This is a genomic window from Rhodococcus sp. USK13 (assembly GCF_018343855.1).
GTDB lineage: Bacteria > Actinomycetota > Actinomycetes > Mycobacteriales > Mycobacteriaceae > Rhodococcus_F > Rhodococcus_F oxybenzonivorans.
Genome location: NZ_CP069242.1, coordinates 7,156,375 through 7,180,276 on the forward strand (window position 1 = coordinate 7,156,375; position 23,902 = coordinate 7,180,276).

A 23,902-nucleotide genomic window follows, 5' to 3' on the forward strand; every position below is an offset into this window, starting at 1 on the left:
AAGTTGTCAACCCACTACCTCGGGCTCACCCCCAGAAGTGGTGCGAGCTGAGTCGCAATCGGGTTGAGGTTCAATCGATTCGGGTCCTTCTTCGGCTTGGAATCCCACGGCTGGACCGTTGCGGGATCACCGAGGACGATCCGGTTGGCGCTTCGCACGCCGGTCACGCTCCCCTGCGGCGTTTCGCAGTTCGCCGCCGTGTTCTGAGGAAAGTCCTGCTGGGTGTCGTCGAAGTCGGGATTCCGGCGCTTCATTTCCTCGAGTATCGCCTGCGTGCCCTCGTAACCGACCGTGCACGGAGGCGGGTTGTTCACCTCGCCGACCAATCCCAGGTGCACGGTGCCGTCTCCGGGGGCGATGGTGGAGGAGGCGGCGGCAATTCCCGGCAAGTATACGAACAGGGTGCGAAGGGCGTCCGCCTGAACCGAGAGCGTCTCGACGGTCATGCCGAGGTTGGTGAGGTTCCTGGTCACCGCCCCTCCGGATTCGCTGACGAGCGCGCCCACTTCATCACTGGCCGCCGTTCCGTTCTCGATCAGGGCCCGCACGTCGGGGTCGGATGCGCGCAGCTGTGCTGCGAGAGCGTCGAGGTCGGTGCTGAATTGCTCGATGGCCGAGGACTGTTCGGACTGCGTCGCCAGCACAGGTCGGCCGTCGCGCAGCAGCGCCAATGTCTCGTCGAGCGACTCGGAGCCCGACTGCGACAGTCCCGCCAGCGCATCCGCGAGAACTTGAATGTCCTCGCCTTTACCGTTGAACGCCATCCCCAGTTCGGTCACGACCGTACGCAGCGCATCGACCGGGACCGAGTCGGCCAATTCTTTTGTTCCGGCGAGCAATTCCTCGACCGGGACGGGAGTTACCGTGCTGCCCAGTGTGATCACAGATCCATCTTCGAGAAACGGCCCACGATCGGTGTCGGGCTGGAGGTCGACGTATTGCTCGCCGATCGCCGACCTGTTGGCCACCACGGCCTTCGCGGACGCAGGGATGGCAGGCGCGCTCTTGTTGATCTTCAACTCGACATCGACACCGTCCGAGGTCAGCGACAATCCACCCACGCGGCCGACGGGAACTCCCCGGTACGTGACTTCGGCATTGCTGAAAATCCCCCCGGAATTCGCGAGCTCGACGCTGACGGTGTATTCGCCGAACCCGAGTAGATTGTCGAGACGCACATACTGGGCGCCGACGTAAACCAGACCGGCCATAGCGATGAGAATCAGCCCGGCCAGCTGCCATTTGACGAGTGCTGAGGTCATCGCTTGGCGACGCTCGCGCTCTTGTGCTGCACATGCTCGGCGCGGGCTGTCTCGATAATGGCAGTCACAGGGCACTCCGGGAGGTATTTTATCTGGGACGAGAAGTCACATACATACCTAGCCGGAAGGCTTCGGCTGTGCAAACCCCGCGTCGGGCCCTGAGCGGCCAGAGCGGGCAGCGCGCGTCGCTGCATGGCCGACCGGTGGCGAAACCCACAGGTCAGCGCGCACATTCTGCTGCGCACAGTGACCGTAATCACTACCTGGTGGAATAGTGATGTCCACTGCTTCCGGCCTGACGGGGTTCCTCGCGGCTCGCGGCTCACCTCATCTCCTACGAAGGGAATCGAGGAACTGCTTCATTCGCCGCCCGCCCGACATTCGCCGGAAATCGCCGGGGTGAAGAATGACCACGGGCGCCCGACAGCAAGCACCCACTGTTCACCAACTGGCTACTTGATCGTGAGATAACGAGCAGTACGCATCAACCGCCCGCTCAGAGAAGGAATCCTGGATTGTCTCTCCAGTCACCGACGGATTCGGATCGTTCGCTCCGCATACCCCAGGAATTTCTTCGCCGCGAGTTCGCACCGGCGCCGCGCACCCTCATCGACGTTCTGTACGCCACCGCAGACGAGTATCCCGACGCCGCGGCGATCGACGACGGCACGACGTCGTTGACCTACCGGGAACTGCTCGAGGAAATCGGCCGCGGCGCGGAGCAATTGGCCGAGTCCGGAGTCGGGGCAGGCGACCGGGTCGGCATCCGCATGCCTTCGGGGTCGTGCGCTCTGTATGTCACCATTTTGTCGACGCTGGCGATAGGCGCCGCGTACGTTCCCGTCGACGCGGACGATCCCGAGGAACGCGCCGCCCTCGTGTTCGGCGAGGCTCGGGTGCGCTGTGTGGTGACGGGCTCCGGCATCACGCCCGGAACCGCCTCCGAGCGGTCGGAGCTTCCGGCCACCCGCCCACCGACGGTCGACGACGACGCGTGGATCATCTTCACCTCCGGATCCACCGGCACACCGAAGGGCGTCGCGGTCAGCCATCGGAATGCCGCGGCATTCGTGGATGCCGAGGCACGAATGTTCCTGCAGGACGAGCCCATCGGGCCCGGCGACCGAGTACTCGCCGGACTGTCGGTGGCTTTCGACGCGTCCTGTGAGGAGATGTGGCTGGCGTGGCGACACGGAGCCTGCCTGGTTCCCGCACCGCGATCGCTCGTGCGCAGCGGTATGGACCTCGGTCCTTGGCTGGTTGCCCGAGACGTCAGCATCGTGTCGACGGTGCCGACGCTTGCATCGCTGTGGCCGGCGGAGGCGCTCGAGGCCGTCCGTCTCCTCATCTTCGGAGGCGAGGCATGCCCACCCGAACTTGCGGAGCGCCTGGCCGTCGACGGACGAGAAGTCTGGAACACATACGGGCCCACCGAGGCCACGGTCGTCGCGTGCGGTGCGCTGATGGACGGACGGAGCCCTGTCAGCATCGGCCTTCCCTTGGACGGATGGGATCTCGCGGTAGTCGACGGCTCCGGGGAGCCGGTGTCCGAGGGCGAGGTGGGCGAACTTGTGATCGGTGGTGTCGGTCTGGCCCGCTATCTCGACCCTGCGAAGGATGCGGAGAAGTACGCGCCCATGCCGACCCTCGGATGGGATCGCGCCTATCGCAGCGGTGATCTCGTCCGTCTGGATCGGCGCGGACTGCTGTTCCAGGGACGCGCCGACGATCAGGTGAAACTCGGTGGCCGGCGTATCGAACTGGGCGAGGTCGACAATGCCCTGCAGAATCTGCCGGGAGTCGGCGGTGCGGCCGCGGCCGTACGCAGGACCGGCGCCGGTCACCAGATTCTCGTCGGCTATCTCGCCAGCACGGATCCCGACTTCGATCTGAAAGCAGCCCACGCGACGCTCTCGGAGCAGTTACCGGCCGCGCTGGTGCCCCGGCTGGTTCTGGTCGGCGAGCTTCCCACTCGCACGTCCGGCAAAGTAGACCGAAATGCACTGCCCTGGCCGCCGCCCGGGATCGACGACGTGGCGGAGGACCTGGGACTCGACGGCACATCGGCGTGGGTCGCGGAGCTGTGGACGTCGATTCTCGGCGCGCAGATTACCGGCCCTGCCGACGACTTCTTCGAGCTGGGCGGCGGTTCCCTCGCGGCCGCCCAGCTGGTCACTGCGCTACGCGAGCGGTTCCCCGAGGTCACCGTGGCGCAACTCTACGACCATCCGCGGCTCGGCTCGCTGGCGGAGTATCTCGACGAACTCGCACCCATCGATGCCGCAGAACCCCGTCTCGTCACCCCCACTCCGCGTCGCAGCCAACTGCTGCAGATCGCGGCCACCGTTCCGCTCACTACCCTCACCGGTCTGCAGTGGGTCACCTGGCTTGCCATCGCCAACAACGTCTTCGCGTACGTCGCGGACGCGTCGTGGGCACCCACCGTGTCGTGGTGGTGGGTCCTGGCCGCATTCGTCGTGTTCATCAGCCCGGTGGGCCGGATGGCGATCTCGGTGATCGGCTCGCGGATCCTTCTCCGGACGCTCGAGCCAGGGACTTATCCCCGCGGGGGCAGTGAACACCTCCGGCTGTGGGTGGCGCTGAGACTCACCGAGGCCAGCGGCGCGGCCAACCTGTCGGGCGCACCGTGGATGCTCTATTACGCCCGGGCCTTGGGCGCCACCGTCGGGAAGGGCGTCGACCTGCACACACTTCCGCCCGTCACCGGCATGCTCGAACTCGGTGACGGCTGTTCGGTCGAGCCGGAAGTGGATCTGTCCGGTCACTGGGTGGACGGTGACCTCGTGCACATCGGCGAGATCAAGATCGGTCCCGGGGCCACCGTCGGTGCCCGGTCCACGTTGCTGCCCGGCGCCCGCATCGGACGAGGCGCGGAGGTCGAGGCCGGTTCGGCGGTGTTCGGACGGGTCAAGGCGGGTCAGCACTGGGCGGGTTCACCCGCCGTCAAGGTCGGCAAGGCCGCCCACCCGTGGCCCGAAGAAACCCCGCGACGCGCGTCGTACTGGGTGCCCGTGTTCGGGGTCACGTCGATGCTGATCGCCGGCCTCCCGATCTTTGCCCTCCTGTCCGGCATCGCCCTGATCGGCTGGCGGATCCGCGATGCCGGGACGATCGGATCCGCCGTACTGCAGTCGCTGATCGTTCTCCCGATCGCCACTGTTCTCAGCCTTGCGGTGTTCGCCGTTCTCACCGTGATCGCCGTTCGGCTGTTGTCGATCCGGTTGCGAGAGGGGTACCACCCGGTCCGCAGTCGCACCGGATGGCAGGTGTGGGCCACCGAGCGGCTCATGGACTCAGCCCGGACGTTCCTGTTTCCCTTGTACGCGAGCCTGTTGACACCCGGCTGGCTGCGATTGCTGGGCGCCCGGATCGGCAAGAACGTCGAAGCCTCGACAGTGCTGCTGCTGCCGAAGTTCACGACGGTCGCGGACGGCGCGTTCCTGGCCGACGACACGATGGTCGCGAGTTACGAGCTCGGCGGCGGTTGGATGCACATCGAGGACGCAAAAATCGGCAAGCGGGCGTTCCTCGGCAACTCCGGAATGACCGGCCCGGGACGACGGGTGCCGAAGAACGGGCTCGTCGCGGTGCTGTCGGCGGCGCCCTCCAAGGCCAAGTCCGGTTCTTCTTGGCTGGGGAGCCCACCCGTCCGCCTGCGCAGGGCCCCGGGTGACACCGACGCCGCACGCACTTTCCATCCGCCGTTCCGGCTGAAGGTCGCCCGGGCGATCGTGGAGACGTGCCGTTTGATCCCGGTGATGGTGACGTTCGGAATTGGGCTCGGGGTGCTGTTCACACTCGAGGTGATGGCCGACCTGATCGGCTTCTGGCTGGCCGCCCTGGCCAGCGGCGTGGTCCTCCTCGGCGCCGGCGCCGTGGCCGGATCGATATCCGTAGCGGCCAAGTGGCTGGTGGTGGGGCGCATCGGAAAGGTCGAGCATCCCCTGTGGAGTTCATTCGTCTGGCGTAACGAGGTGTCGGACGCGTTCGTCGAGACCGTCGCCGCACCGTGGTTCGCGCGCGCCGCCACGGGCACCGCCGTACTCAACGTGTGGCTGCGCGGCCTCGGCGCGACCATCGGCAAGGGGGTGTGGTGTGAAACCTATTGGCTCCCGGAAGCCGATCTGGTGACCCTCGGCGACGGCGCCACCGTGGAACGGGGGTGCGTCGTGCAGACTCACCTGTTCCATGATCGGATCATGTCCATGGACACCGTCACGTTGGGAGCCGGCGCCACCCTCGGCCCGCACTGTGTCGCGCTGCCCGCCGCCGGAATCGGTGCAGGCGCCACGGTCGGACCTGCGTCACTGGTCATGCGCGGCGACACCGTACCGCCCTCCACCAGGTGGCAGGGCAACCCCATCGCACCGTGGGCGGCGACGTGAAGCCCGGTAAAGGGCTCGACGAACCCCTCGACCCGTATCTCCCTCAGAATGGCAACCGAGGCTATCGGGTGTCACGGTACGAACTCGACCTCACCTACAAGGTCCACAGCAACCGGCTTACCGGGAAGGCCACGATCACCGCTGTCACCACCGAGGCGCGGTCCCGGTTCGCGCTCGACCTGGCGTCCGACCTCCATGTCACCAAGGTCGCTGCCAACGGCGCACGGAACACCAAATGGGTTCATCGGAACGGCAAGCTCGTCGTCACCCCCGCGCAGAAGATCCCGGCGGGCGGTGCACTGGTGTTCACGGTGCAATACGGCGGTTCCCCGAAGCCGATCCGCAGCATGTGGGGCGAGGTCGGCTGGGAGGAACTGACCGAGGGCAGTCTCGTCGCCAGTCAGCCGAATGGCGCTGCATCCTGGTTTCCGTGTGACGATCACCCGAGCTCGAAGGCCAGCTACCGCATGTCCATCACCACCGATTCGCCGTACTACACGGTGGCCAACGGTGCGTTGGTGAGCAAGCAGACCCGGGCCAGCCAGACCACGTGGGTGTACGAGCAGGCCGAGCCGATGTCGAGCTATCTGGCCACGGTTCAGATCGGCCCGTACGAGCGACGACGAGTGAATTCGGGGGGCGTCAAGATCTTCGCCGTGCACCCGCCGCGACTTCGCTCGTCGTTCGATGTCGATTTCGGACGCCAACCCGAAATGATGGATGTCTTCGGCAGACTGTTCGGCCCGTACCCGTTTGCCGATTACACGGTCGTCGTCACCGACGACGACCTGGAGATTCCGGTCGAGGCGCAGGGACTGTCGATTTTCGGCGCCAACCACTGCACGGGCAGCCGCGCCTTCGAACGATTGGTGGCCCACGAGCTCGCCCACCAGTGGTTCGGTAACAGCCTCACGTTGCGTCAATGGCGGGACATCTGGCTGCACGAAGGATTCGCCTGTTACGCCGAATGGCTCTGGTCGGAGAATTCCGGCGGACCCGCAGCGCATCAACTCGCGTTACAGGCCCATCAGGGTCTGTCCCGGAAACCGCAGGATCTGGTGGTCGCGGATCCTGGGCCGCAGTTGATGTTCGACGACCGCATCTACAAGCGCGGCGCAGTCACTCTCCACGCACTGCGACTTCGGCTGGGTGACGAACGGTTCTTCGCATTGCTGCAGCAGTGGACCCGGTCGCACAGCCACTCCAGCGTCAGCGCGGAACAGTTCACCGATCTCGCCGCGCGGTACACCGATGAGTCGCTACGAACCCTCTGGGACACCTGGCTGGGCGAAAAGGCGCTGCCTCCTCTCTGAGAGACGCCGACGCTCATGCACCGTCTCGCCACACGACGGCGGAGACGCGCTTGGCGACGTCCGTCATCTGCGGGCCGGACTTCACCCCGTTGAGCGCCCCGAATTCGACCGTTTCGGTGTCGAAGATGCCGGCAAAGGCGTAGACGTCGTAGGTCCCGTTCGGGGCGTCTGCCGACACGGCGTAACTGATCGGCTCTTCGTATACCTCCCCGGGAGCCAGGTCGACGTCGATCGGCCCGAAGATCGGATCACTGATCCCGCCGTCCGGCGACGTCACGCTTGCCCATACCTGCCCCGCATAGGGCTGATCCTCGGGTGCCGCCACCACCATCGTCGCCGCGATGGTTCCCCCGTTCTCGGGCAGGGTCGTCGAGTCGTCCGCGGTCAGCGACACCCGCACCGGAAGGTCGGTGTCGGGTAGCTGGGGTCGTGTCGAGGAAGGCGAGCCGTCGCCGACGTCGGGCCAGTCGTCTGCCCAGACGATCCGGTCGATCATTCCTTCGCGGCGCTGAGCTCCGCTGGGCAGTGTGACGTCGTCGCGCGGAATGGCGTGGTAGACGATCCAATCGTTCCCGGCGTCGTCCGTCACCACGGTGTTGTGTCCAGGTCCGGCCCACGGGTCGCTGCCCGCGAGGATGAGCGCGCCGCCCCCCTCGTTGAGGTCCTGCCCCTTGCGGTCGAGGTAGGGCCCGGTCAGCGATCTGGACCTGCCGACCACCACGCGGTACGCGGTGTCCCCGCCGTTGCAGCAGTTCCCGGCGGACAGAAACAGGTGGTAGTAGCCGTTGCGGAAAGTGATGAAGGGGCCTTCGAACCGGTCGTCCGCGATCTGCACCGGCTCGCCCACCGGCGCCGCACCGTCCCCGTCCAGCGGGATTGCGTAGATGCCGCGGAAGTTGCCGACGACCATCGTCTTCGACGTTCCGTCGTCCCACACGAACGGGTCGATCGTGCCCTCGATGCCCACGTCCTGCGCACAGAACACCGGGCGACCAAGATCGGTCCACGGCCCGGTCGGACCCGGAGCCGTCGCGAGTCCGATACACGGATTCGACTCGTCGTAGAGCGAGTAGTAGAGGCTATACCCGCCGCCCGATTCCAGGACGTGCGGGGCCCAGGCAAGTTTTCCCTCCGGATGCCACTCGGGCAGGTTCGGGAACACGTCGCCCACATACATCCAGTCCATGAGATCGAAGGACTTGAACATCGACATGTTGTGCATGCCCTGGCCGTCGCCCCAGTCGTCCGCGGTGGTGTACATGTAGTACATACCGTCGGCCGCACGGACCACGCTGGGGTCTGCAGCAACGGGCTCCACGACGGGGTTCGCCGCCACCGGGGACGCGGGCACCATCAAAGCGAGCAGAGACAGAGTCGTCACGATCCATCCCCGTCGCGGCAGTCTTCGCCGTCCCATGGGGGGCCGCACGCATGACTCCGCCTCGACGCCATCAGATTTCTGCACGTTGCTCCCTACCGTGGACCCCAGCCGAGCGGAATGTGGCAAATGTATACGGCTGAGGCTCAGGTTAAGAGTTGAGTTCTCCGATGCGTCGAACCGAAACCAAACTGTGCCCTTCCGCGTGCGCCCGACCGACCGATTCGGTGGCGCACGCTGTTACGAGCTTTCGCGGGCAGAGGGCAGATGCGAGCGCCAGTGGACGACGGCGAGGAGGAGACATCCCGCGGCCGCGATGGCGCCGAAAGCAAACATTCGCGGGTAGGTCACCGCGGCGAAGTTCTCGGAGAAAAATGCCATTGCCGCAGGCATCGCGAAGCCCAGATAGGTGAGCGAGTAGAACACCGCGGTCAGGCCGGCCAGATCGTCCGGTCCGGCAATGCGCTGAATTTCCTGCAGCCCGGACACCAAGGCCATGCCGTATCCGCAACCCAGCACCACCGCAGCGACGAGTGCGAGCGGAACGGTCAACGCGGAAGACGCGGCCGCTGCCATCCCCATCCCAGCCATGACGAAGACGAGGGCAACGACGACTGCTCGCGTATTGCGAGGCGTATCGATCTTGCGGCCCAGCGCCTGGATCGCGAAGCCGGATCCTAAGCCCACCATGCACATCAGTGCCGAGAACGCGAGGGGCACCCCACCGCCGTGCTGGGACATGAGCGCCGGAAGTACCGCATACGCGGCGGCCGCAGTCCCGAATACCCAGGGCGCGAGGGGTGCGATGACGAGAAGGAAACGCCGGTGTGCCGCCGAGGGAATCGCCAGATCCCGAGCGAGCGACACCCGGTCGGAGAGCGGTTGAGCTGCACGGGTTTCCGGCGCACGCAACAATGCGATGGCCGCGGTGATCGCAATTCCGCTGTGGACGAGGTACGACAGGACACTGGGCAGTGGAGCCCATTGCGCAAGGACGCCGGCGACCCCGGCGCCCAGACCGAACCCACCGGTGAGGCTCATCGCGGCCCGTCTGGCACCGGCTCCTTCCGTCGCGGTGGGATCCCACGGCGCGGTCGACAGCTCCTTCACCCAGCTTCCCCCCACTGCCATTCCGAGCCCGAGCGCGACGCCGCACAGGATTCGGCCTGCGATGAGCATGGCCGCGGAGTCCGCGCCGAGTGCGAGCAGTACCGAACCTGCCACCGTCAGCACCGGGGCGGGCAGCAGAATCGGACGCCTGCCGAGCCGGTCGGACAGGGGTCCGCCCAGGAGGAGGGCGGGAACGATCCCGAGAACGTAGGCGAACAAGAAGAGGTCGACGGTCACCGGCGAGAAACCGTGGTCGGCGCGGTACATGCCCAGGAGCGGCGTGAATTCGTTGCCTCCCCACGCGACCGCGAACATCGTCGCGGCGACCTGCAACCACGCCCGCGTGGACACCACGGTGTCGGGCAGTGCGGCTTGCGACTCGCGCACGGAGGTCATCGAGCCACTCCCCTCGGATTCAGAGCGTGAACTCGGCGCATGTGGTCGAGCACCGCTGCCTCGAACCCGTCCGCGTCACCGTCGTTCACCAGGTCGGTCAGCTGCTCGTGCTCCGCGAGAATCCTCGGCAGTTGCCCTGGGTCGCGGGTGATCGAGTGGGCGGTCATCCGGCGCTGCCTCTCCCGAAGGCTCGAATAGAACGTCGCGAGCAGTGGATTCTCCGCGGCATCGACGATCAGGCGATGAAAGTCGGCATCCGACGCACTGAAGGCAGCCACATCGCCTCTTGCGGCGATCTGCCGCTGTTCCTCGAGATTGGCGCGCAGCCGGGCGACGAGCACCTCACGTGCGTGCGGCCGCTCCGCCAGGATCCGAACGGCGTGTGTCTCGACGAGCTGTCGCGCGTCGACGATGTGCTCGGCTTCCCCCTCTGCCACCGCGACGACGAGAGCGCCCCGCTTCGGATACAACCGCATCCATCCCTCGGCCTCGAGACGAAGAAAGGCCTCGCGGACGGGTGTGCGACTGAGACCCACGCGCTCCGCGATCTCGCCTTCGCTGATCAACTCACCACCGGGCAACCCACCCGACAGGATGAGCTCCTTCACCTCGCGGTAAACCTGCTCCGCTGCCGAATACAACATAGACACAAGATGTATTTATACGCTCTCGCTGCCAGAGCGAGGCATCGGACCCCGGCTCAGTCGGCCAACACAGCCTTGAGGAACGTCTTGGTTCGGTCGTGTTTCGGTGCGGAGAACATGGTTACCGGATCCCCCTCTTCCACGATGCGGCCGGCGTCGAACATCATCACCCTGTTCGATACGTCGCGTGCGAATTGCATCTCATGTGTGACGATGAGCATCGTGATGTCCGTGGTGAGGGCCACGTTCCTCAATACGTCCAGCACGTCCGCCACCAACTCCGGATCAAGGGCCGACGTCACCTCGTCGAGCAGCAGGATGTCGGGATCCATCGCCAGCGCTCGGGCGATCGCAACCCGCTGCTGTTGGCCACCGGACAGCTGCGTCGGATGCGCTGTCTCCTTGTCCGACAGCCCTACTGTGTCGAGCAGTTCACGGGCGCGCTTCACTGCCGCCGACTTGTCGAGCCCGAGGACGTGGATGGGTGCCTCGGTAATGTTCTCGATCACGTTCATGTTGGGGAACAGGTTGAATTGCTGAAAAACCATTCCGATTCGACGCCGTATGCGACGAACGTACTTCTCCGACGCCGGGACGAGTTTGCCTCCCCGCTCCTCGTGGGTGAGGCGCTCTCCGTCGACCCAGATGATCCCGTCATTCACCTTTTCGAGGGTCATGAGCAATCGCAGAATCGTCGTCTTACCCGAACCACTCGGGCCGATCAACGTGACCCGGTCGCCACGCTCCACCTGGAAGTCGAGGTGATCGAGCACGACGTGGTCGCCGAACCGCTTCACGACGTCGTCGAACCTGATCATCGGGGTGCCTGAGTTCGCTTTATGCGGCAAGACGCTTCTCCAATCGCCGTATGAGCAGGGAGGTCGGGTAACTGGCGATCAGGAAGATCACACCGGCGAGGGTCAACGGCTCGAGGTACTGAAAATGCCGGGCCCCGAATTGCTGGGCCGCCGTCACCATTTCGATCACCGTGATCGCGAACAGCAACGGGGTGTCCTTGAACATCGACACGGCATAGTTCCCGAGAGCCGGAACTACCCGGCGGATTGCCTGCGGCAGGATGATCGCCCGCCACGTACGGGCCGGTGCGATGGACAGCGCTCTCGCTGCCTCCCACTGGCCGACGGGTACCGCCTCGATCCCTGCCCGATACACCTCCGCCATGTAGGTCGAGTAGTGGATGCCGAGGACCACTACCCCGATCTGCAAGGGTGACAGAGTCGTAAACGTGTAAAAGACGAACAGCAGCTGCACGACGAGGGGTGTGAGACGGATGAATTCGCTCACCGCCCGCACCGGCATTGCGATCCAGCGCGGAGCGGCCTGCCGGATCAGCGCGATGACCAGGCCGAGCACCACGGATATGAGGAAGCCCAATACGGTTGCGACGAGGGTGATCTTGAATCCGTCGAGCAACACGGGTAGCGCCTCGAACGCGCGATCCCAACTCCACTGGACGCTCATTTTTCAGCAGCCTCCAGTCCGCGCGGGTCCGAGGGCGCCAGCGAGAAGATCTCCCGCAAGGAGGGACCGGTACCCAGTCTGTTCTTCGCCCGAACCTCGAGCGCATTCATCAACAGCGTCAGCACGTAGCCGATGACGAAGTAGATGACGAGCCCGACCCCGAACGCAAAGAGCGTGTTGCCCGTCGTACGCCGAAGTTGATCTATCTCGAATGTCAGGTCCTGCAGCAGGATGTAACTGGCCAAGGCAGTGCCCTTGAGCAGTTGGATCAGAAGATTCGTCAGGGGAGGGATCATCTCGGCCCAGGCCTGTGGAAACACCACCCGACGAAGCCTCTGCCAGTGCGTGAAATCCAACGCCGTGGCAGCTTCCCATTGCGACTGCGGTACCGAATTGATCGCTCCCCGCACGACTTCCGCTCCGTAGGCGCCATAGTTGAGGCCCAGGGCGAGTATCCCGCACAGTACGGGGTCGATGAGATATCCGAACAGCGGGACCACGTAGAAAAGCCAGAACAACTGCACTAGCAGTGACGTGCCGCGGAAGAATTCGATGAAAACGCGCGCCGAACCTCTGACGATTACCTGGTGTGAACGAGCCGCCAACCCGAGCACCACTGCAAGCACGAAAGCAAGGAGAGCACCGCCCGCAGTGAGTTCGAGGGTGATGATGATTCCCTCCTGGATGCCCGGCCAGGCATCGAAGAGGGCATCGAAATCCTCCTTCACAACAGAGTCCCGTCCGACTCAGCCCTGCCCTTCGCACAGCTTCGCCGTGGTCAGTTGCGGATCGGGAAGCTCTGCCTCGGTGAATCCGAAGGAACCGACGATCGAGAGGTACTTGTCCTTGTCCGCCGTGATCTTTGCCAGTTCGGCGTTGTAGGCGTCCCTCAGCTCGGTGTCTTCCTTACGGAAGACGGTGCCGCCGGCGCCTACCTGGGGGACCCCGTTGATTTCTGCGACGAAGGAATCAGTCACCTCCACAGGCACTTGCGGGTTGTTCTGCGCCAGCCAGTTCAGCGAGATTCCCGTCAGTGCGAAGACGTCGGCGCGGCCGTTCGCAATGGCATCCATGCCATCCTGCGGCGACGCCACCTGTGTGGCCTCGATGCCGAGGTCCTGTGCGTAGTCGGACTCGATTGCGCCGGTCATGGCGGCCATGCGGACGCCGCTGTCTTTGACCGACTGCATGTCGGTGAGCTTCGCCGGATTGCCCTTGGGCACCATCAGCGCTGTCGTGTAGTTGAATTCGGGCTCGCTGAACGCTGCTTGTTCGCAGCGCTGCGGAAGGATGGACATTCCGGCACTGACAACGTCGAATCGGCGCGCCTGCAGTCCTGGAATGAGGGCTCCGAAGTCCGTGCTGACGCCTTCGACATTGTCTATTCCGAGGTTCTTGAAAATCTCCCGGTGCAGGGCCACGGTGGCGCCTGTCAGCTTCCCGTCCTGCTCGAAGCTGTACGGGGCCTCGCCGGCGAATCCCACGGTTACCGTTCCCTCGGAACGGAGCTGCTCCAGCAGTGAATCGCCGCTGCTCGAGTCGGTCTTCGTGCACCCTGCGACCGAGCCCGCTGCTACGACGAGTCCCGCCATTGCAACAGCGGCTCGGACCGTAGGACGTCGTTTCGAGTTGGTGCTGCTCACCACGGATTCCCTTCGTTGCCTGAGGTGATCCGGCCGGGCGCACCACGTGGCACGATCCGACCCGGATCTGCCCGGGTCACGTTACGCAGGCGAACGAGTCACCGCGCGCTAAACGACGGAATTGGCCGCGGCGCGATGAACGTCGGCGAAAGGATTTTGTTGTGGAATGCCGGAAGCCCCCCAACAGGTGTTGGGGGGCTTCCGGTAACGGATGTTCGGCGGTGTCCTACTCTCCCACACCCTGTCGAGTGCAGTACCATCGGCGCTGGAGGGCTTAGCTTCCGGGTTCGGAATGGGGCCGGGCGTTTCCCCTCCGCTATGGCCGCCGTAACTCTATGAAACTGTCACACACCCTTCATCCCTTTTCCGGTTTCCCCCTGGGGCCACGCACCCGGTGGGGTGCGGAACTGTCGGGAGTTCCGTGAAGGGAATCGGGTATCTGTGTGTTGTTTCAGATACTGCACAGTGGACGCGTAGCTTCTTTGTGGTAAGTCCTCGGCCTATTAGTACCAGTCACCTACACCCATTACTGGGCTTCCAGTTCTGGCCTATCAACCCGGTGGTCTGCCGGGGGCCTTACCCCCTCGAGGGGGTGAGAAACCTCATCTTGGAACAGGCTTCCCGCTTAGATGCTTTCAGCGGTTATCCCTTCCGAACGTAGCTAACCAGCGGTGCTCCTGGTGGAACAACTGGCACACCAGAGGTTCGTCCGTCCCGGTCCTCTCGTACTAGGGACAGCCTTCCTCAAGTTTCTAACGCGCGCGGCGGATAGAGACCGAACTGTCTCACGACGTTCTAAACCCAGCTCGCGTGCCGCTTTAATGGGCGAACAGCCCAACCCTTGGGACCTACTCCAGCCCCAGGATGCGACGAGCCGACATCGAGGTGCCAAACCATCCCGTCGATATGGACTCTTGGGGAAGATCAGCCTGTTATCCCCGGGGTACCTTTTATCCGTTGAGCGACACCGCTTCCACTTGCCGGTGCCGGATCACTAGTCCCGACTTTCGTCCCTGCTCGACTTGTCAGTCTCACAGTCAAGCTCCCTTGTGCACTTGCACTCGACACCTGATTGCCAACCAGGCTGAGGGAACCTTTGGGCGCCTCCGTTACATTTTGGGAGGCAACCGCCCCAGTTAAACTACCCACCAGGCACTGTCCCTGAACCAGATCATGGTCCGAGGTTAGAGGTCCAATACGATCAGAGTGGTATTTCAACAACGACTCCACACTCACTGGCGTGAGCGCTTCACAGTCTCCCACCTATCCTACACAAACCGAACCGAACACCAATACCAAGCTGTAGTGAAGGTCCCGGGGTCTTTTCGTCCTGCCGCGCGTAACGAGCATCTTTACTCGTAATGCAATTTCGCCGAGTCTATGGTTGAGACAGCTGAGAAGTCGTTACGCCATTCGTGCAGGTCGGAACTTACCCGACAAGGAATTTCGCTACCTTAGGATGGTTATAGTTACCACCGCCGTTTACTGGGGCTTAAATTCTCAGCTTCGCCACCGAAATGGCTAACCGGTCCTCTTAACCTTCCAGCACCGGGCAGGCGTCAGTCCGTATACATCGTCTTACGACTTCGCACGGACCTGTGTTTTTAGTAAACAGTCGCTTCTCACTGGTCTCTGCGGCCCCACCCAGCTCACACTGCAAGAGTGATCACCAGACGAGGCCCCCCTTCTCCCGAAGTTACGGGGGCATTTTGCCGAGTTCCTTAACCATAGTTATCTCGATCGCCTTAGTATTCTCTACCTGACCACCTGTGTCGGTTTGGGGTACGGGCCGTGTGAAAGCTCGCTAGAGGCTTTTCTCGGCAGCATAGGATCACTGAATTCGCCTCATTCGGCTATGCGTCACCTCTCAGGATATGTGTGACCCGGATTTGCCTAGGTCACTCCCTACAGGCTTACACCAGTATTACCACTGACTGGCTCAGCTACCTTCCTGCGTCACCCCATCGCTTGGCTACTACCAGATCAGGTCCCACGCATCCGCCACCTGCGAACCCGAAGGTTCACACGCGGTTTCAGGGTGGTTAGTATCACTGATTCACCAGGGGCGCGTTCACACGGGTACGGGAATATCAACCCGTTGTCCATCGGCTACGCCTGTCGGCCTCGTCTTAGGTCCCGACTCACCCTGGGCGGATTAACCTGGCCCAGGAACCCTTGGTCATTCGGCGGACGAGTTTCTCACTCGTCTTTCGCTACTCATGCCTGCATTCTCACTCGTGTGGCCTCCACGGCTGGGTCACCCCGCCGCTTCCATGGCCACACGACGCTCCCCTACCCATCCACACCACTGCCCACCCTCCCGCAGGAAAATGGGGGTGCATTGTGTGAATGCCGCAGCTTCGGTGGTGTACTTGAGCCCCGCTACATTGTCGGCGCAGGATCACTTGACCAGTGAGCTATTACGCACTCTTTCAAGGGTGGCTGCTTCTAAGCCAACCTCCTGGTTGTCTTCGCGACCCCACATCCTTTTCCACTTAGTACACGCTTAGGGACCTTAGCTGGCGATCTGGGCTGTTTCCCTCTCGACTACGAACCTTATCGCCCGCAGTCTCACTGCCGCGCTCTCACTCACCGGCATTCGGAGTTTGGCTGATTTCGGTAAGCTTGTGGGCCCCCTAGACCATCCAGTAGCTCTACCTCCGGTGAGAAACACGCGACGCTGCACCTAAATGCATTTCGGGGAGAACCAGCTATCACGGAGTTTGATTGGCCTTTCACCCCTACCCACAACTCATCCCCTCAGTTTTCAACCTAAGTGGGTTCGGTCCTCCACGACGTCTTACCGTCGCTTCAACCTGGCCATGGGTAGATCACTCCGCTTCGGGTCTAGAACATGCCACTATGAACGCCCTATTCGGACTCGCTTTCGCTACGGCTACCCCACACGGGTTAACCTCGCGACATGCCACTAACTCGCAGGCTCATTCTTCAAAAGGCACGCCATCACCCCCAACACCGAAGTGTTCGAAGGCTTTGACGGATTGTAAGCGCACGGTTTCAGGTACTATTTCACTCCCCTCCCGGGGTACTTTTCACCTTTCCCTCACGGTACTAGTCCGCTATCGGTCACCAGGGAGTATTCAGGCTTATCGGGTGGTCCCGACAGATTCACACCAGATTTCACGGGCCCGGTGCTACTTGGGTTTCCATCACGACAGTCACAATGTTTTCGTGTACGGGATTCTCACCCTCTACGACAGGCCGTTCCAGACCACTTCCACTAACACCATGATTTCTTACTGTCGGCCAACACGGCAGCATTGACAAGATGAACCCCACAACCCCACGAATGCAACGCCTGCCGGCTATCACACATCCATGGTTTAGCCTCTTCCGCTTTCGCTCGCCACTACTCACGGAATCACTATTGTTTTCTCTTCCTGTGGGTACTGAGATGTTTCACTTCCCCACGTTCCCTCCACACACCCTATATATTCAGATGCGGGTAACACGACATCACTCGTGCTGGGTTTCCCCATTCGGACATCCTCGGATCTCAGCTCGGTTGACAGCTCCCCGAGGCTTATCGCAGCCTCCTACGTCCTTCATCGGCTCCTGGTGCCAAGGCATCCACCGTACGCTCTTCATTACTTACAACAAAGATGCTCGCGTCCACTGTGCAGTTCTCAAACAACACACCCGCCTCGAACTCCGCCAGCACCATGCCCACCACCAAAAGTGATGCGGTCTGCCTGACATCCGAACCGGATCGTCACATTCCTGAAAGAAAAAACACTCACGTGTTCTCTCAGGACCCAACAGTATGTCGATATAATTCGCTCTCCCACCAACACACAGGCCGGCAGTTGAGAACCAATACTTGTCAGCGATCCACCCATGAGCAACCACCGGATGACATACGCATCCGAAATGGCCTCTGCCAGACCATCATCCACTGACTGTTCAGCGGTACATGACTGGAGATGCTCCTTAGAAAGGAGGTGATCCAGCCGCACCTTCCGGTACGGCTACCTTGTTACGACTTCGTCCCAATCGCCGATCCCACCTTCGACGGCTCCCTCCCACAAGGGGTTAGGCCACCGGCTTCGGGTGTTACCGACTTTCATGACGTGACGGGCGGTGTGTACAAGGCCCGGGAACGTATTCACCGCAGCGTTGCTGATCTGCGATTACTAGCGACTCCGACTTCACGGGGTCGAGTTGCAGACCCCGATCCGAACTGAGACCAGCTTTAAGGGATTCGCTCCACCTCACGGTCTCGCAGCCCTCTGTACTGGCCATTGTAGCATGTGTGAAGCCCTGGACATAAGGGGCATGATGACTTGACGTCGTCCCCACCTTCCTCCGAGTTGACCCCGGCAGTCTCTTACGAGTCCCCACCATTACGTGCTGGCAACATAAGACAAGGGTTGCGCTCGTTGCGGGACTTAACCCAACATCTCACGACACGAGCTGACGACAGCCATGCACCACCTGTATACCGACCACAAGGGGGCCGTATCTCTACGGCTTTCCGGTATATGTCAAACCCAGGTAAGGTTCTTCGCGTTGCATCGAATTAATCCACATGCTCCGCCGCTTGTGCGGGCCCCCGTCAATTCCTTTGAGTTTTAGCCTTGCGGCCGTACTCCCCAGGCGGGGCGCTTAATGCGTTAGCTACGGCACAGATTCCGTGGAAGGAACCCACACCTAGCGCCCACCGTTTACGGCGTGGACTACCAGGGTATCTAATCCTGTTCGCTACCCACGCTTTCGTTCCTCAGCGTCAGTTACTGCCCAGAGACCCGCCTTCGCCACCGGTGTTCCTCCTGATATCTGCGCATTTCACCGCTACACCAGGAATTCCAGTCTCCCCTGCAGTACTCAAGTCTGCCCGTATCGCCTGCAAGCTCACAGTTGAGCTGTGAGTTTTCACAAACGACGCGACAAACCGCCTACGAACTCTTTACGCCCAGTAATTCCGGACAACGCTTGCACCCTACGTATTACCGCGGCTGCTGGCACGTAGTTAGCCGGTGCTTCTTCTGCAGGTACCGTCACTTTCGCTTCGTCCCTGCTGAAAGAGGTTTACAACCCGAAGGCCTTCATCCCTCACGCGGCGTCGCTGCATCAGGCTTTCGCCCATTGTGCAATATTCCCCACTGCTGCCTCCCGTAGGAGTCTGGGCCGTGTCTCAGTCCCAGTGTGGCCGGTCACCCTCTCAGGTCGGCTACCCGTCGTCGCCTTGGTAGGCCATTACCCCACCAACAAGCTGATAGGCCGCGGGCCCATCCTGCACCAGTAAACCTTTCCACCCCCAGCCATGCAGCCGAAGGTCGTATCCGGTATTAGACCCAGTTTCCCGGGCTTATCCCGAAGTGCAGGGCAGATCACCCACGTGTTACTCACCCGTTCGCCGCTCGTGTACCCCGAAGGGCCTTACCGCTCGACTTGCATGTGTTAAGCACGCCGCCAGCGTTCGTCCTGAGCCAGGATCAAACTCTCCGTTGAAGACTCTAGAAAGAGGCGAACCCCAATCAGTCATAGACATCGAGTCAAATCACTAGCGATCAAAAACTCAAACTAGCTCAATCACACTGACCCCCTCTCCGACGGAAGAAGGAGAAAGAGCCAGCAAATACCCACACCACTCACAACCAAACCCAAAGGCCCAGCCGATCATCCGTGATGCGGAGTACCAAAAACATTTGGCACTGACATTCATCGACACACTGTTGAGTTCTCAAAGAACACGCACACACCATCACCACCAGCACACTCGCTAGCCGCTCCGGGGCAACCGTTCCACCTTATCTCCCCGGACGCACCAGCGCAAACCAGTACTCCATGAAAACTCTCCGGGGAAGAAGCACAACCATACACGATGGCCGACTTCAAGATTTTTCGCCAGGCACTCCGTACAACCTCGTGTCCCAGCCCTGCGGGCGGAGTCGGTGTCCGTGTCGCTCTGACTTCGAATAAGTTACGCGACAGGGGCGTACATTCCAAATCGCCAGGTCGCACGCGGATTATGACCTTCTGAGAGTTCTCGGCCCCGATGCGGAACCCGAACTCGCCAGTTTCATTTATGTTCTGGCCGAAGCTGGTCGCGCCGAACGAGGCAACCATCCAGCCCGCCGGTGGAGCGGGATTGATCGGACGACATGGTCACCCTCAACAACGAGCCGAGAGCGATCGACACCGCTACAGCTCTTCGGCCTCGGGGCAGCCCAGCCCACGCGATCGGGTAGATGTGAATGCAACGCGGGGGCTCAGTCTTCATCTTCGGCGGCAGTCAAAAGGGTGCCGTCGAAGATGACCGAGCGCCCTTCGTGCGGCCGTCGTTACATCCAACTGCACCCAGTGAAGTGTCGACAACCATGGGAGTCTGCACTCCTGAGGTGAGTACGGGAATCACCAATCGACAGAATGCCGGCTCATTGAGCGCGACGGGGTCGGATGCCTAGCGAAGCAGCGCGGGCAGACCCTCGATGCAGTCACGCTGCCCGCGTATGTCGGCGTCTGCTCTCAGCGTGGTGACTGAGATAACGCACCCGGTGACCGCGGCAAAGGACCAGGACCGAGGAGGCACTCGAACCTTCCAAAGCGGCGCAGCAGACCTCAGTTCCCGCCTTCCGGAGGGGCCAGCGGATTCCAGCGTTGCGGCCGCTGGTATCGACCCAAGCCGCTGATGAGTACGCCGATTCCGACACCCCGGCCGTGCAGGTGACCGTGCCGTTGGTCGGCGCCGGCCTGCAGAAACCAGTCATGAGCGCACACCTCTTCGCGTCATAAACCTCTGGGCGTCTTCAACCTTCCGAGGAGACTTCTCGGCACGCATGGCCAACCGGGTGATGACGGGACGAGGAGTCGGTAGGAGCCTTGAACCGCGCCACCTCAACGACCATAGACAAAGAGACTTTTCGATCTGAGGACATGAAGGCGTCGAGAACCGTTGCCTCATAGTTTGATTGGTTACTCACGGGGAAACGCCGTCGCCTCCAGAGCGCCGGCCCGACACACGAAGAGCGTGATTCCCGAAGCACGTGCAACCAAGGAGGGCGCGGACGCCGACGAAACTACCGGTCCGGACGATGACCTGCGGCTATCGCGGTGGCTATCGGGTGCTGGCGCATACCCGCGGCGCCGAGAACCCGTTCGCGGGCTACGGTGCCCAGGGTGCGGGATGGCGAAGGCGCGAGCCGGTGGTGTCGGCACACGCAAAACGCGAACCGACCCAGGCAGGGTTTCCGCGGCAATGGATCGAACGCCGGCCAGGGCTTCGATGCTCGCCCTGCCCCCGGTCCCCCAGTCACCGCGGGAAGCAGTTGACCCGGTTGGCCCGCGATCACTACAGGTTGGCCCGCGATCACTACATCCGCCTCGACTCCAACGGCGACACAACAAACATCTGCAACCCCCGATCATGTGAAAGCCACTGCGGCACTGGGCCGGGACCGCAGTGCATTGGTCTACCGACAGGACCGGACCACCGAGATGGATCGCGACTACGACGGAGTGGTGGCTTAATGACCGCGAATATTAGAACGCCGGATCGGGACCCGACAGCGGGGTTGAGCCTCCTCACCCGCGCTCTGAAAGAGCCGACCCTGCGTGGCGTTGCCGGCCGATTGATCGAGCGCGCCCGTCCGAGAACTGGACCCAGGAAGTATTCCTGGTCGCTTGCCTGCAGCGGGAGGTCCGGCCATGGAAGCCACGACGGTGGATCGCAGATGCGGGCGGCGCGATTCCCCGCCCGCAACTCGTTAAAGGCCTTCGACTTCGACTTCGATTACGCCCGCGGCCTCGAGCGAGACACCTTCGCGGACCCGGGAACCCTCGGCTTCGTGACCGCGGAAGGCAACGTGGTCTTCGGACCGCCCGGCACCAGCAAGACTCTTCTGGCGATCGGCTCGCGATCCGCGCCTTCCAGGGTGAGCACCGCTCGATCACCATCGAGCAATAGTCAGAACCTGTGGATCACCCTCGGCGGGTGACCTGAAGCGGGCGCACCTCCCGAACGAGATAGATGCTCCGGCGGCACTGCAGGCCGAGGCCGCCGCGGTGATGCCCCTGCTGTACCTGCATTGCCTGTCGTCCTCGGACTTCGGCCCGGCGTTGGGGCAGTTCCTTGGCAGCAGCAGCGGCCTGTCGACGGCCACCATCACCCGGATGACCAAGCACTGGCAGGAGGAGGCTAAGGCGTTCAACATGCGCTCGCTGACGGACACCGACTTCGTCTGCATGTGGGGGGTCGACGGGATCCACCCGAGGTCCGACTCGAGCAGGACAGGTGTGCCTGCTGGTCATCGTCGCGTGCGTGCTGACGGCACCAAGGAACTGGTCGCCTTCGACGACGGACACCGCGAATTTCGGAGTCCTGGCTCGACCTGCTCCGCTCGTGCAAGCGTCGCAGGTTGCAGGCCCCGGTGCTCGCATCGGCGTCGGCGGTCTCGGGTTCTGGGTTGCCCTGCGGCAGGTGCTCCCCGACACCGGCGAGCAGCGGTTATTGGTTCCACAAGATTGCCAACGTGCTCAACGCGCTGCCCAGGTCCGCCCAGCCTGGCGCAAAGGCTGCACTAGCCGAGATCTGGAACACCAAAGAAAAGGAGCACGCCCGGGGCGCGGCGAAGACGTTCGCCGCCGACTACGCCTCCAAGTGTCCCAAGGCGACCGCAAAGGTCACCGACGACCTCGATGTGCTGCTCGCCTTCTTTCTATGACTACCGGCCGAGCACTGGATCCCCCTGCACACCACCCGTTCGAGTCGACCTTCACCACCGTGCGGCTCCGGCACTGAGTCACCAAGGGACCCGGCACCCGCGCGCCGGTATCGCGAAGGCGTTCACACTCATGAGCCCACCCATCCGGATGGCGTGCCGTGAACGCACCCCACCTCGTCGCCCTCGTCCGCGCCGACGCGAAGTTCGAGAAGGGCATCCTCATCGGAAACCCGACGACCACGAATCAGGAGGTCATCGGCAAGCCGCGTGACACGACTGGTTGCGCGATGGTCAACTCACTATGAAGTCGAATCCGCTACTGAGGGGAGCTCCTGATGCGCAGCGTGACCTACTCGATGGCCGTGTCGCTGGACGGCTACGTCGTCGGGCCCGACGGGTCCTTCGACTGGAGCTCACCCGACCAAGAGGTTTTCAACCTCGCCACTGACGAGGTACGCCGGGTCGGCGTCCATCTGCTCGGACGACGGCTGTACGAGACCATGCTGTACTGGGAGACCGCCGACCAGAACCCGTCGCTCGACTACTCAACGCTCGAATTCGCCGCGCTTTGGAGAGGGCTCCCGAAGTTGGTGTTCTCCACCACACTGTCGGCGGTGCAGGGAAACGCCCGCCTGGCGTCCAGCGGTCTGGCGGATGAGATCGAGCAATTGCGAGCCGAACCGGCGGAGGGCGACATCGCGGTCGGCGGAGCGACTCTCGCCGCCGAGGCGGCCGCGTTGGGGCTCATCGACGAGTACCGGGCAAGGGTCTACCCGGTGCTGCTGGGCGGCGGCCGCACTTTCTTTCCCCAACGCGAGAATCGGGTGGAGCTCGATCTCATCGAGTCCCGCACCCTCAATTCGAAAGTGGTCTACCTCCGCTACCGCGTAGCCCGCTAGCCGACGCGTCCCGCCGAGCACCCACCGGCCGAACCACCGAGGACTAACCAACCAACCCAGAGGGCCAAATTTCGGTTGCCGGAACGAAGTCAGTTTCAGATGCCGCTGGCACCCTCGGCGGTAGCGAAGCCGAGCGCGGAGCTATCGCGTCACAGATGACTGGGACAAATCTCTCTTCGTCCGCGGTTCAAGAGTATGCCGCTGGACGAGATTCACCTCATGGTCTTTCCTGCGCCGCGGATTCCGGCTGCGGCCGAGGCCCGGAACTCTTTGTAGGTCGTGTATGGGTCTGGTCGGCACCACGGTGTCGTGCGCGCGATCGGTACTGGTGCAATGTAGACATTGTCGTAGTCCGACAACGGTTTCGGCCGGCCGCGTCGACTGATGATGCCGGTGACCGCGCATTTACGCCCGAAGGCAGCATCGAATACGACCGTGACCAAGACCGCATTGAACAGAGCCGGCGCACTCGTACGTAACAAACTATCGCCGACAAATCACTGTCTGGCACAACCCCAGATGCCCACAAGGCGTGGTCTCAATCGGTGCAGTTATTCCACAAGCAACATCGATAAGCAACATCGATTCCATTGATCAAGCGAAACCGGGATTCGAATTGGAAACCATCCCTTGACCGCCCGCGATATATCAAATCCGTCCGGATGCGGCGCGCTCACATACTGGA

At 62.6% G+C, this 23,902-nt stretch carries 14 protein-coding genes and 3 rRNA genes; 6 read left to right on the forward strand and 11 right to left on the reverse strand.

From position 1 onward, the window contains the following. Positions 1–14 precede the first annotated feature (14 nt). Positions 15–1,262, reverse strand: a complete 1,248-nt coding sequence (locus tag JQT59_RS35520; RefSeq protein WP_213574370.1) for an MCE family protein — start codon at positions 1,260–1,262, stop codon at positions 15–17. Positions 1,263–1,777: 515 nt separating this feature from the next. Here JQT59_RS35520 and JQT59_RS35525 point away from each other — a divergent pair. Then, complete coding sequence (locus JQT59_RS35525; RefSeq protein ID WP_213574372.1) at positions 1,778–5,668, forward strand: Pls/PosA family non-ribosomal peptide synthetase; 3,891 nt, start codon at positions 1,778–1,780, stop codon at positions 5,666–5,668. Further along, complete coding sequence (locus JQT59_RS35530) at positions 5,665–6,981, forward strand: M1 family metallopeptidase (RefSeq protein ID WP_213574373.1); 1,317 nt, start codon at positions 5,665–5,667, stop codon at positions 6,979–6,981. Before JQT59_RS35525 ends, JQT59_RS35530 begins: the two co-directional genes overlap by 4 nt. Positions 6,982–6,994: 13 nt before the next feature. On the opposite strand, the gene JQT59_RS35535 is transcribed toward JQT59_RS35530, so the two are convergent. The 10 genes from JQT59_RS35535 to JQT59_RS35580 all read right to left on the reverse strand — a co-directional run bounded on the left by JQT59_RS35535 (position 6,995) and on the right by JQT59_RS35580 (position 19,106). Further along, positions 6,995–8,398 carry a family 43 glycosylhydrolase gene (locus tag JQT59_RS35535; protein WP_213578364.1) on the reverse strand — a complete coding sequence of 468 codons (1,404 nt, stop codon included), beginning with the start codon at positions 8,396–8,398 and terminating at the stop codon, positions 6,995–6,997. A 201-nt stretch (positions 8,399–8,599) separates the two neighbouring features. Further along, positions 8,600–9,865, reverse strand: coding sequence for an MFS transporter (locus JQT59_RS35540; protein WP_213574375.1), 1,266 nt, complete (start codon positions 9,863–9,865; stop codon positions 8,600–8,602). After that, a complete protein-coding gene (locus JQT59_RS35545; RefSeq protein WP_213574377.1) occupies positions 9,862–10,509 on the reverse strand; it encodes a GntR family transcriptional regulator in 648 nt (215 codons plus the stop codon). The genes JQT59_RS35540 and JQT59_RS35545 overlap by 4 nt, the downstream gene beginning before the upstream one ends. 56 nt (positions 10,510–10,565) lie before the next feature. Next, positions 10,566–11,327, reverse strand: coding sequence for an ectoine/hydroxyectoine ABC transporter ATP-binding protein EhuA (ehuA, locus tag JQT59_RS35550; protein ID WP_213574379.1), 762 nt, complete (start codon positions 11,325–11,327; stop codon positions 10,566–10,568). Between the two features lie 19 nt (positions 11,328–11,346). Further along, positions 11,347–11,991, reverse strand: a complete 645-nt coding sequence (ehuD, locus tag JQT59_RS35555) for an ectoine/hydroxyectoine ABC transporter permease subunit EhuD (protein WP_213574381.1) — start codon at positions 11,989–11,991, stop codon at positions 11,347–11,349. Beyond that, positions 11,988–12,719, reverse strand: a complete 732-nt coding sequence (ehuC, locus tag JQT59_RS35560) for an ectoine/hydroxyectoine ABC transporter permease subunit EhuC (RefSeq protein WP_109326398.1) — start codon at positions 12,717–12,719, stop codon at positions 11,988–11,990. The genes ehuD and ehuC overlap by 4 nt, the downstream gene beginning before the upstream one ends. An 18-nt stretch (positions 12,720–12,737) precedes the next feature. Beyond that, a complete protein-coding gene (ehuB, locus tag JQT59_RS35565) occupies positions 12,738–13,583 on the reverse strand; it encodes an ectoine/hydroxyectoine ABC transporter substrate-binding protein EhuB (RefSeq protein WP_213578366.1) in 846 nt (281 codons plus the stop codon). Between the two features lie 264 nt (positions 13,584–13,847). Beyond that, a 5S ribosomal RNA gene (gene rrf, locus JQT59_RS35570) occupies positions 13,848–13,964 on the reverse strand. Positions 13,965–14,117: 153 nt separating this feature from the next. After that, positions 14,118–17,252, reverse strand: a 23S ribosomal RNA gene (locus JQT59_RS35575). A gap of 337 nt (positions 17,253–17,589) precedes the next feature. Next, positions 17,590–19,106: ribosomal RNA gene (locus JQT59_RS35580) — 16S ribosomal RNA — on the reverse strand. The 16S, 23S and 5S rRNA genes sit together here, the layout of an rRNA operon. Before the next feature lie 2,222 nt (positions 19,107–21,328). On the opposite strand from JQT59_RS35580, the gene JQT59_RS38595 reads away from it, so the two are divergent. From JQT59_RS38595 to JQT59_RS35600, 4 genes are all read left to right on the forward strand, one after another. Continuing rightward, complete coding sequence (locus JQT59_RS38595) at positions 21,329–21,592, forward strand: ATP-binding protein (RefSeq protein WP_213574383.1); 264 nt, start codon at positions 21,329–21,331, stop codon at positions 21,590–21,592. A gap of 432 nt (positions 21,593–22,024) precedes the next feature. After that, the gene (locus tag JQT59_RS35590; protein WP_249354078.1) at positions 22,025–22,318 is read left to right on the forward strand and encodes a transposase; all 294 of its coding nucleotides are present in this window, start codon (positions 22,025–22,027) and stop codon (positions 22,316–22,318) included. A 158-nt stretch (positions 22,319–22,476) separates the two neighbouring features. Next, entirely contained in the window at positions 22,477–22,623 is a 147-nt protein-coding gene (locus JQT59_RS35595) for a hypothetical protein (protein WP_213574385.1), read from the forward strand. Positions 22,624–22,653: 30 nt separating this feature from the next. After that, entirely contained in the window at positions 22,654–23,217 is a 564-nt protein-coding gene (locus JQT59_RS35600; RefSeq protein WP_213574387.1) for a dihydrofolate reductase family protein, read from the forward strand. The last annotated feature ends 685 nt before the right edge of the window (positions 23,218–23,902 follow it).

What these genes read in the sequence shown, in the direction of transcription:
- JQT59_RS35520 (WP_213574370.1), bottom strand. Translation starts at nt 1,262, where the DNA reads ATGACCTCAGCACTCGTCAAATGGCAGCTGGCCGGGCTGATTCTCATC.
- JQT59_RS35535 (WP_213578364.1), bottom strand. Translation starts at nt 8,398, where the DNA reads ATGGGACGGCGAAGACTGCCGCGACGGGGATGGATCGTGACGACTCTG.
- JQT59_RS38595 (WP_213574383.1), top strand. Translation starts at nt 21,329, where the DNA reads ATGCGGGCGGCGCGATTCCCCGCCCGCAACTCGTTAAAGGCCTTCGAC.
- ehuA (WP_213574379.1), bottom strand. Translation starts at nt 11,327, where the DNA reads ATGATCAGGTTCGACGACGTCGTGAAGCGGTTCGGCGACCACGTCGTG.
- JQT59_RS35545 (WP_213574377.1), bottom strand. Translation starts at nt 10,509, where the DNA reads ATGTTGTATTCGGCAGCGGAGCAGGTTTACCGCGAGGTGAAGGAGCTC.
- JQT59_RS35540 (WP_213574375.1), bottom strand. Translation starts at nt 9,865, where the DNA reads ATGACCTCCGTGCGCGAGTCGCAAGCCGCACTGCCCGACACCGTGGTG.
- ehuB (WP_213578366.1), bottom strand. Translation starts at nt 13,583, where the DNA reads ATGGCGGGACTCGTCGTAGCAGCGGGCTCGGTCGCAGGGTGCACGAAG.
- JQT59_RS35600 (WP_213574387.1), top strand. Translation starts at nt 22,654, where the DNA reads ATGCGCAGCGTGACCTACTCGATGGCCGTGTCGCTGGACGGCTACGTC.
- ehuD (WP_213574381.1), bottom strand. Translation starts at nt 11,991, where the DNA reads ATGAGCGTCCAGTGGAGTTGGGATCGCGCGTTCGAGGCGCTACCCGTG.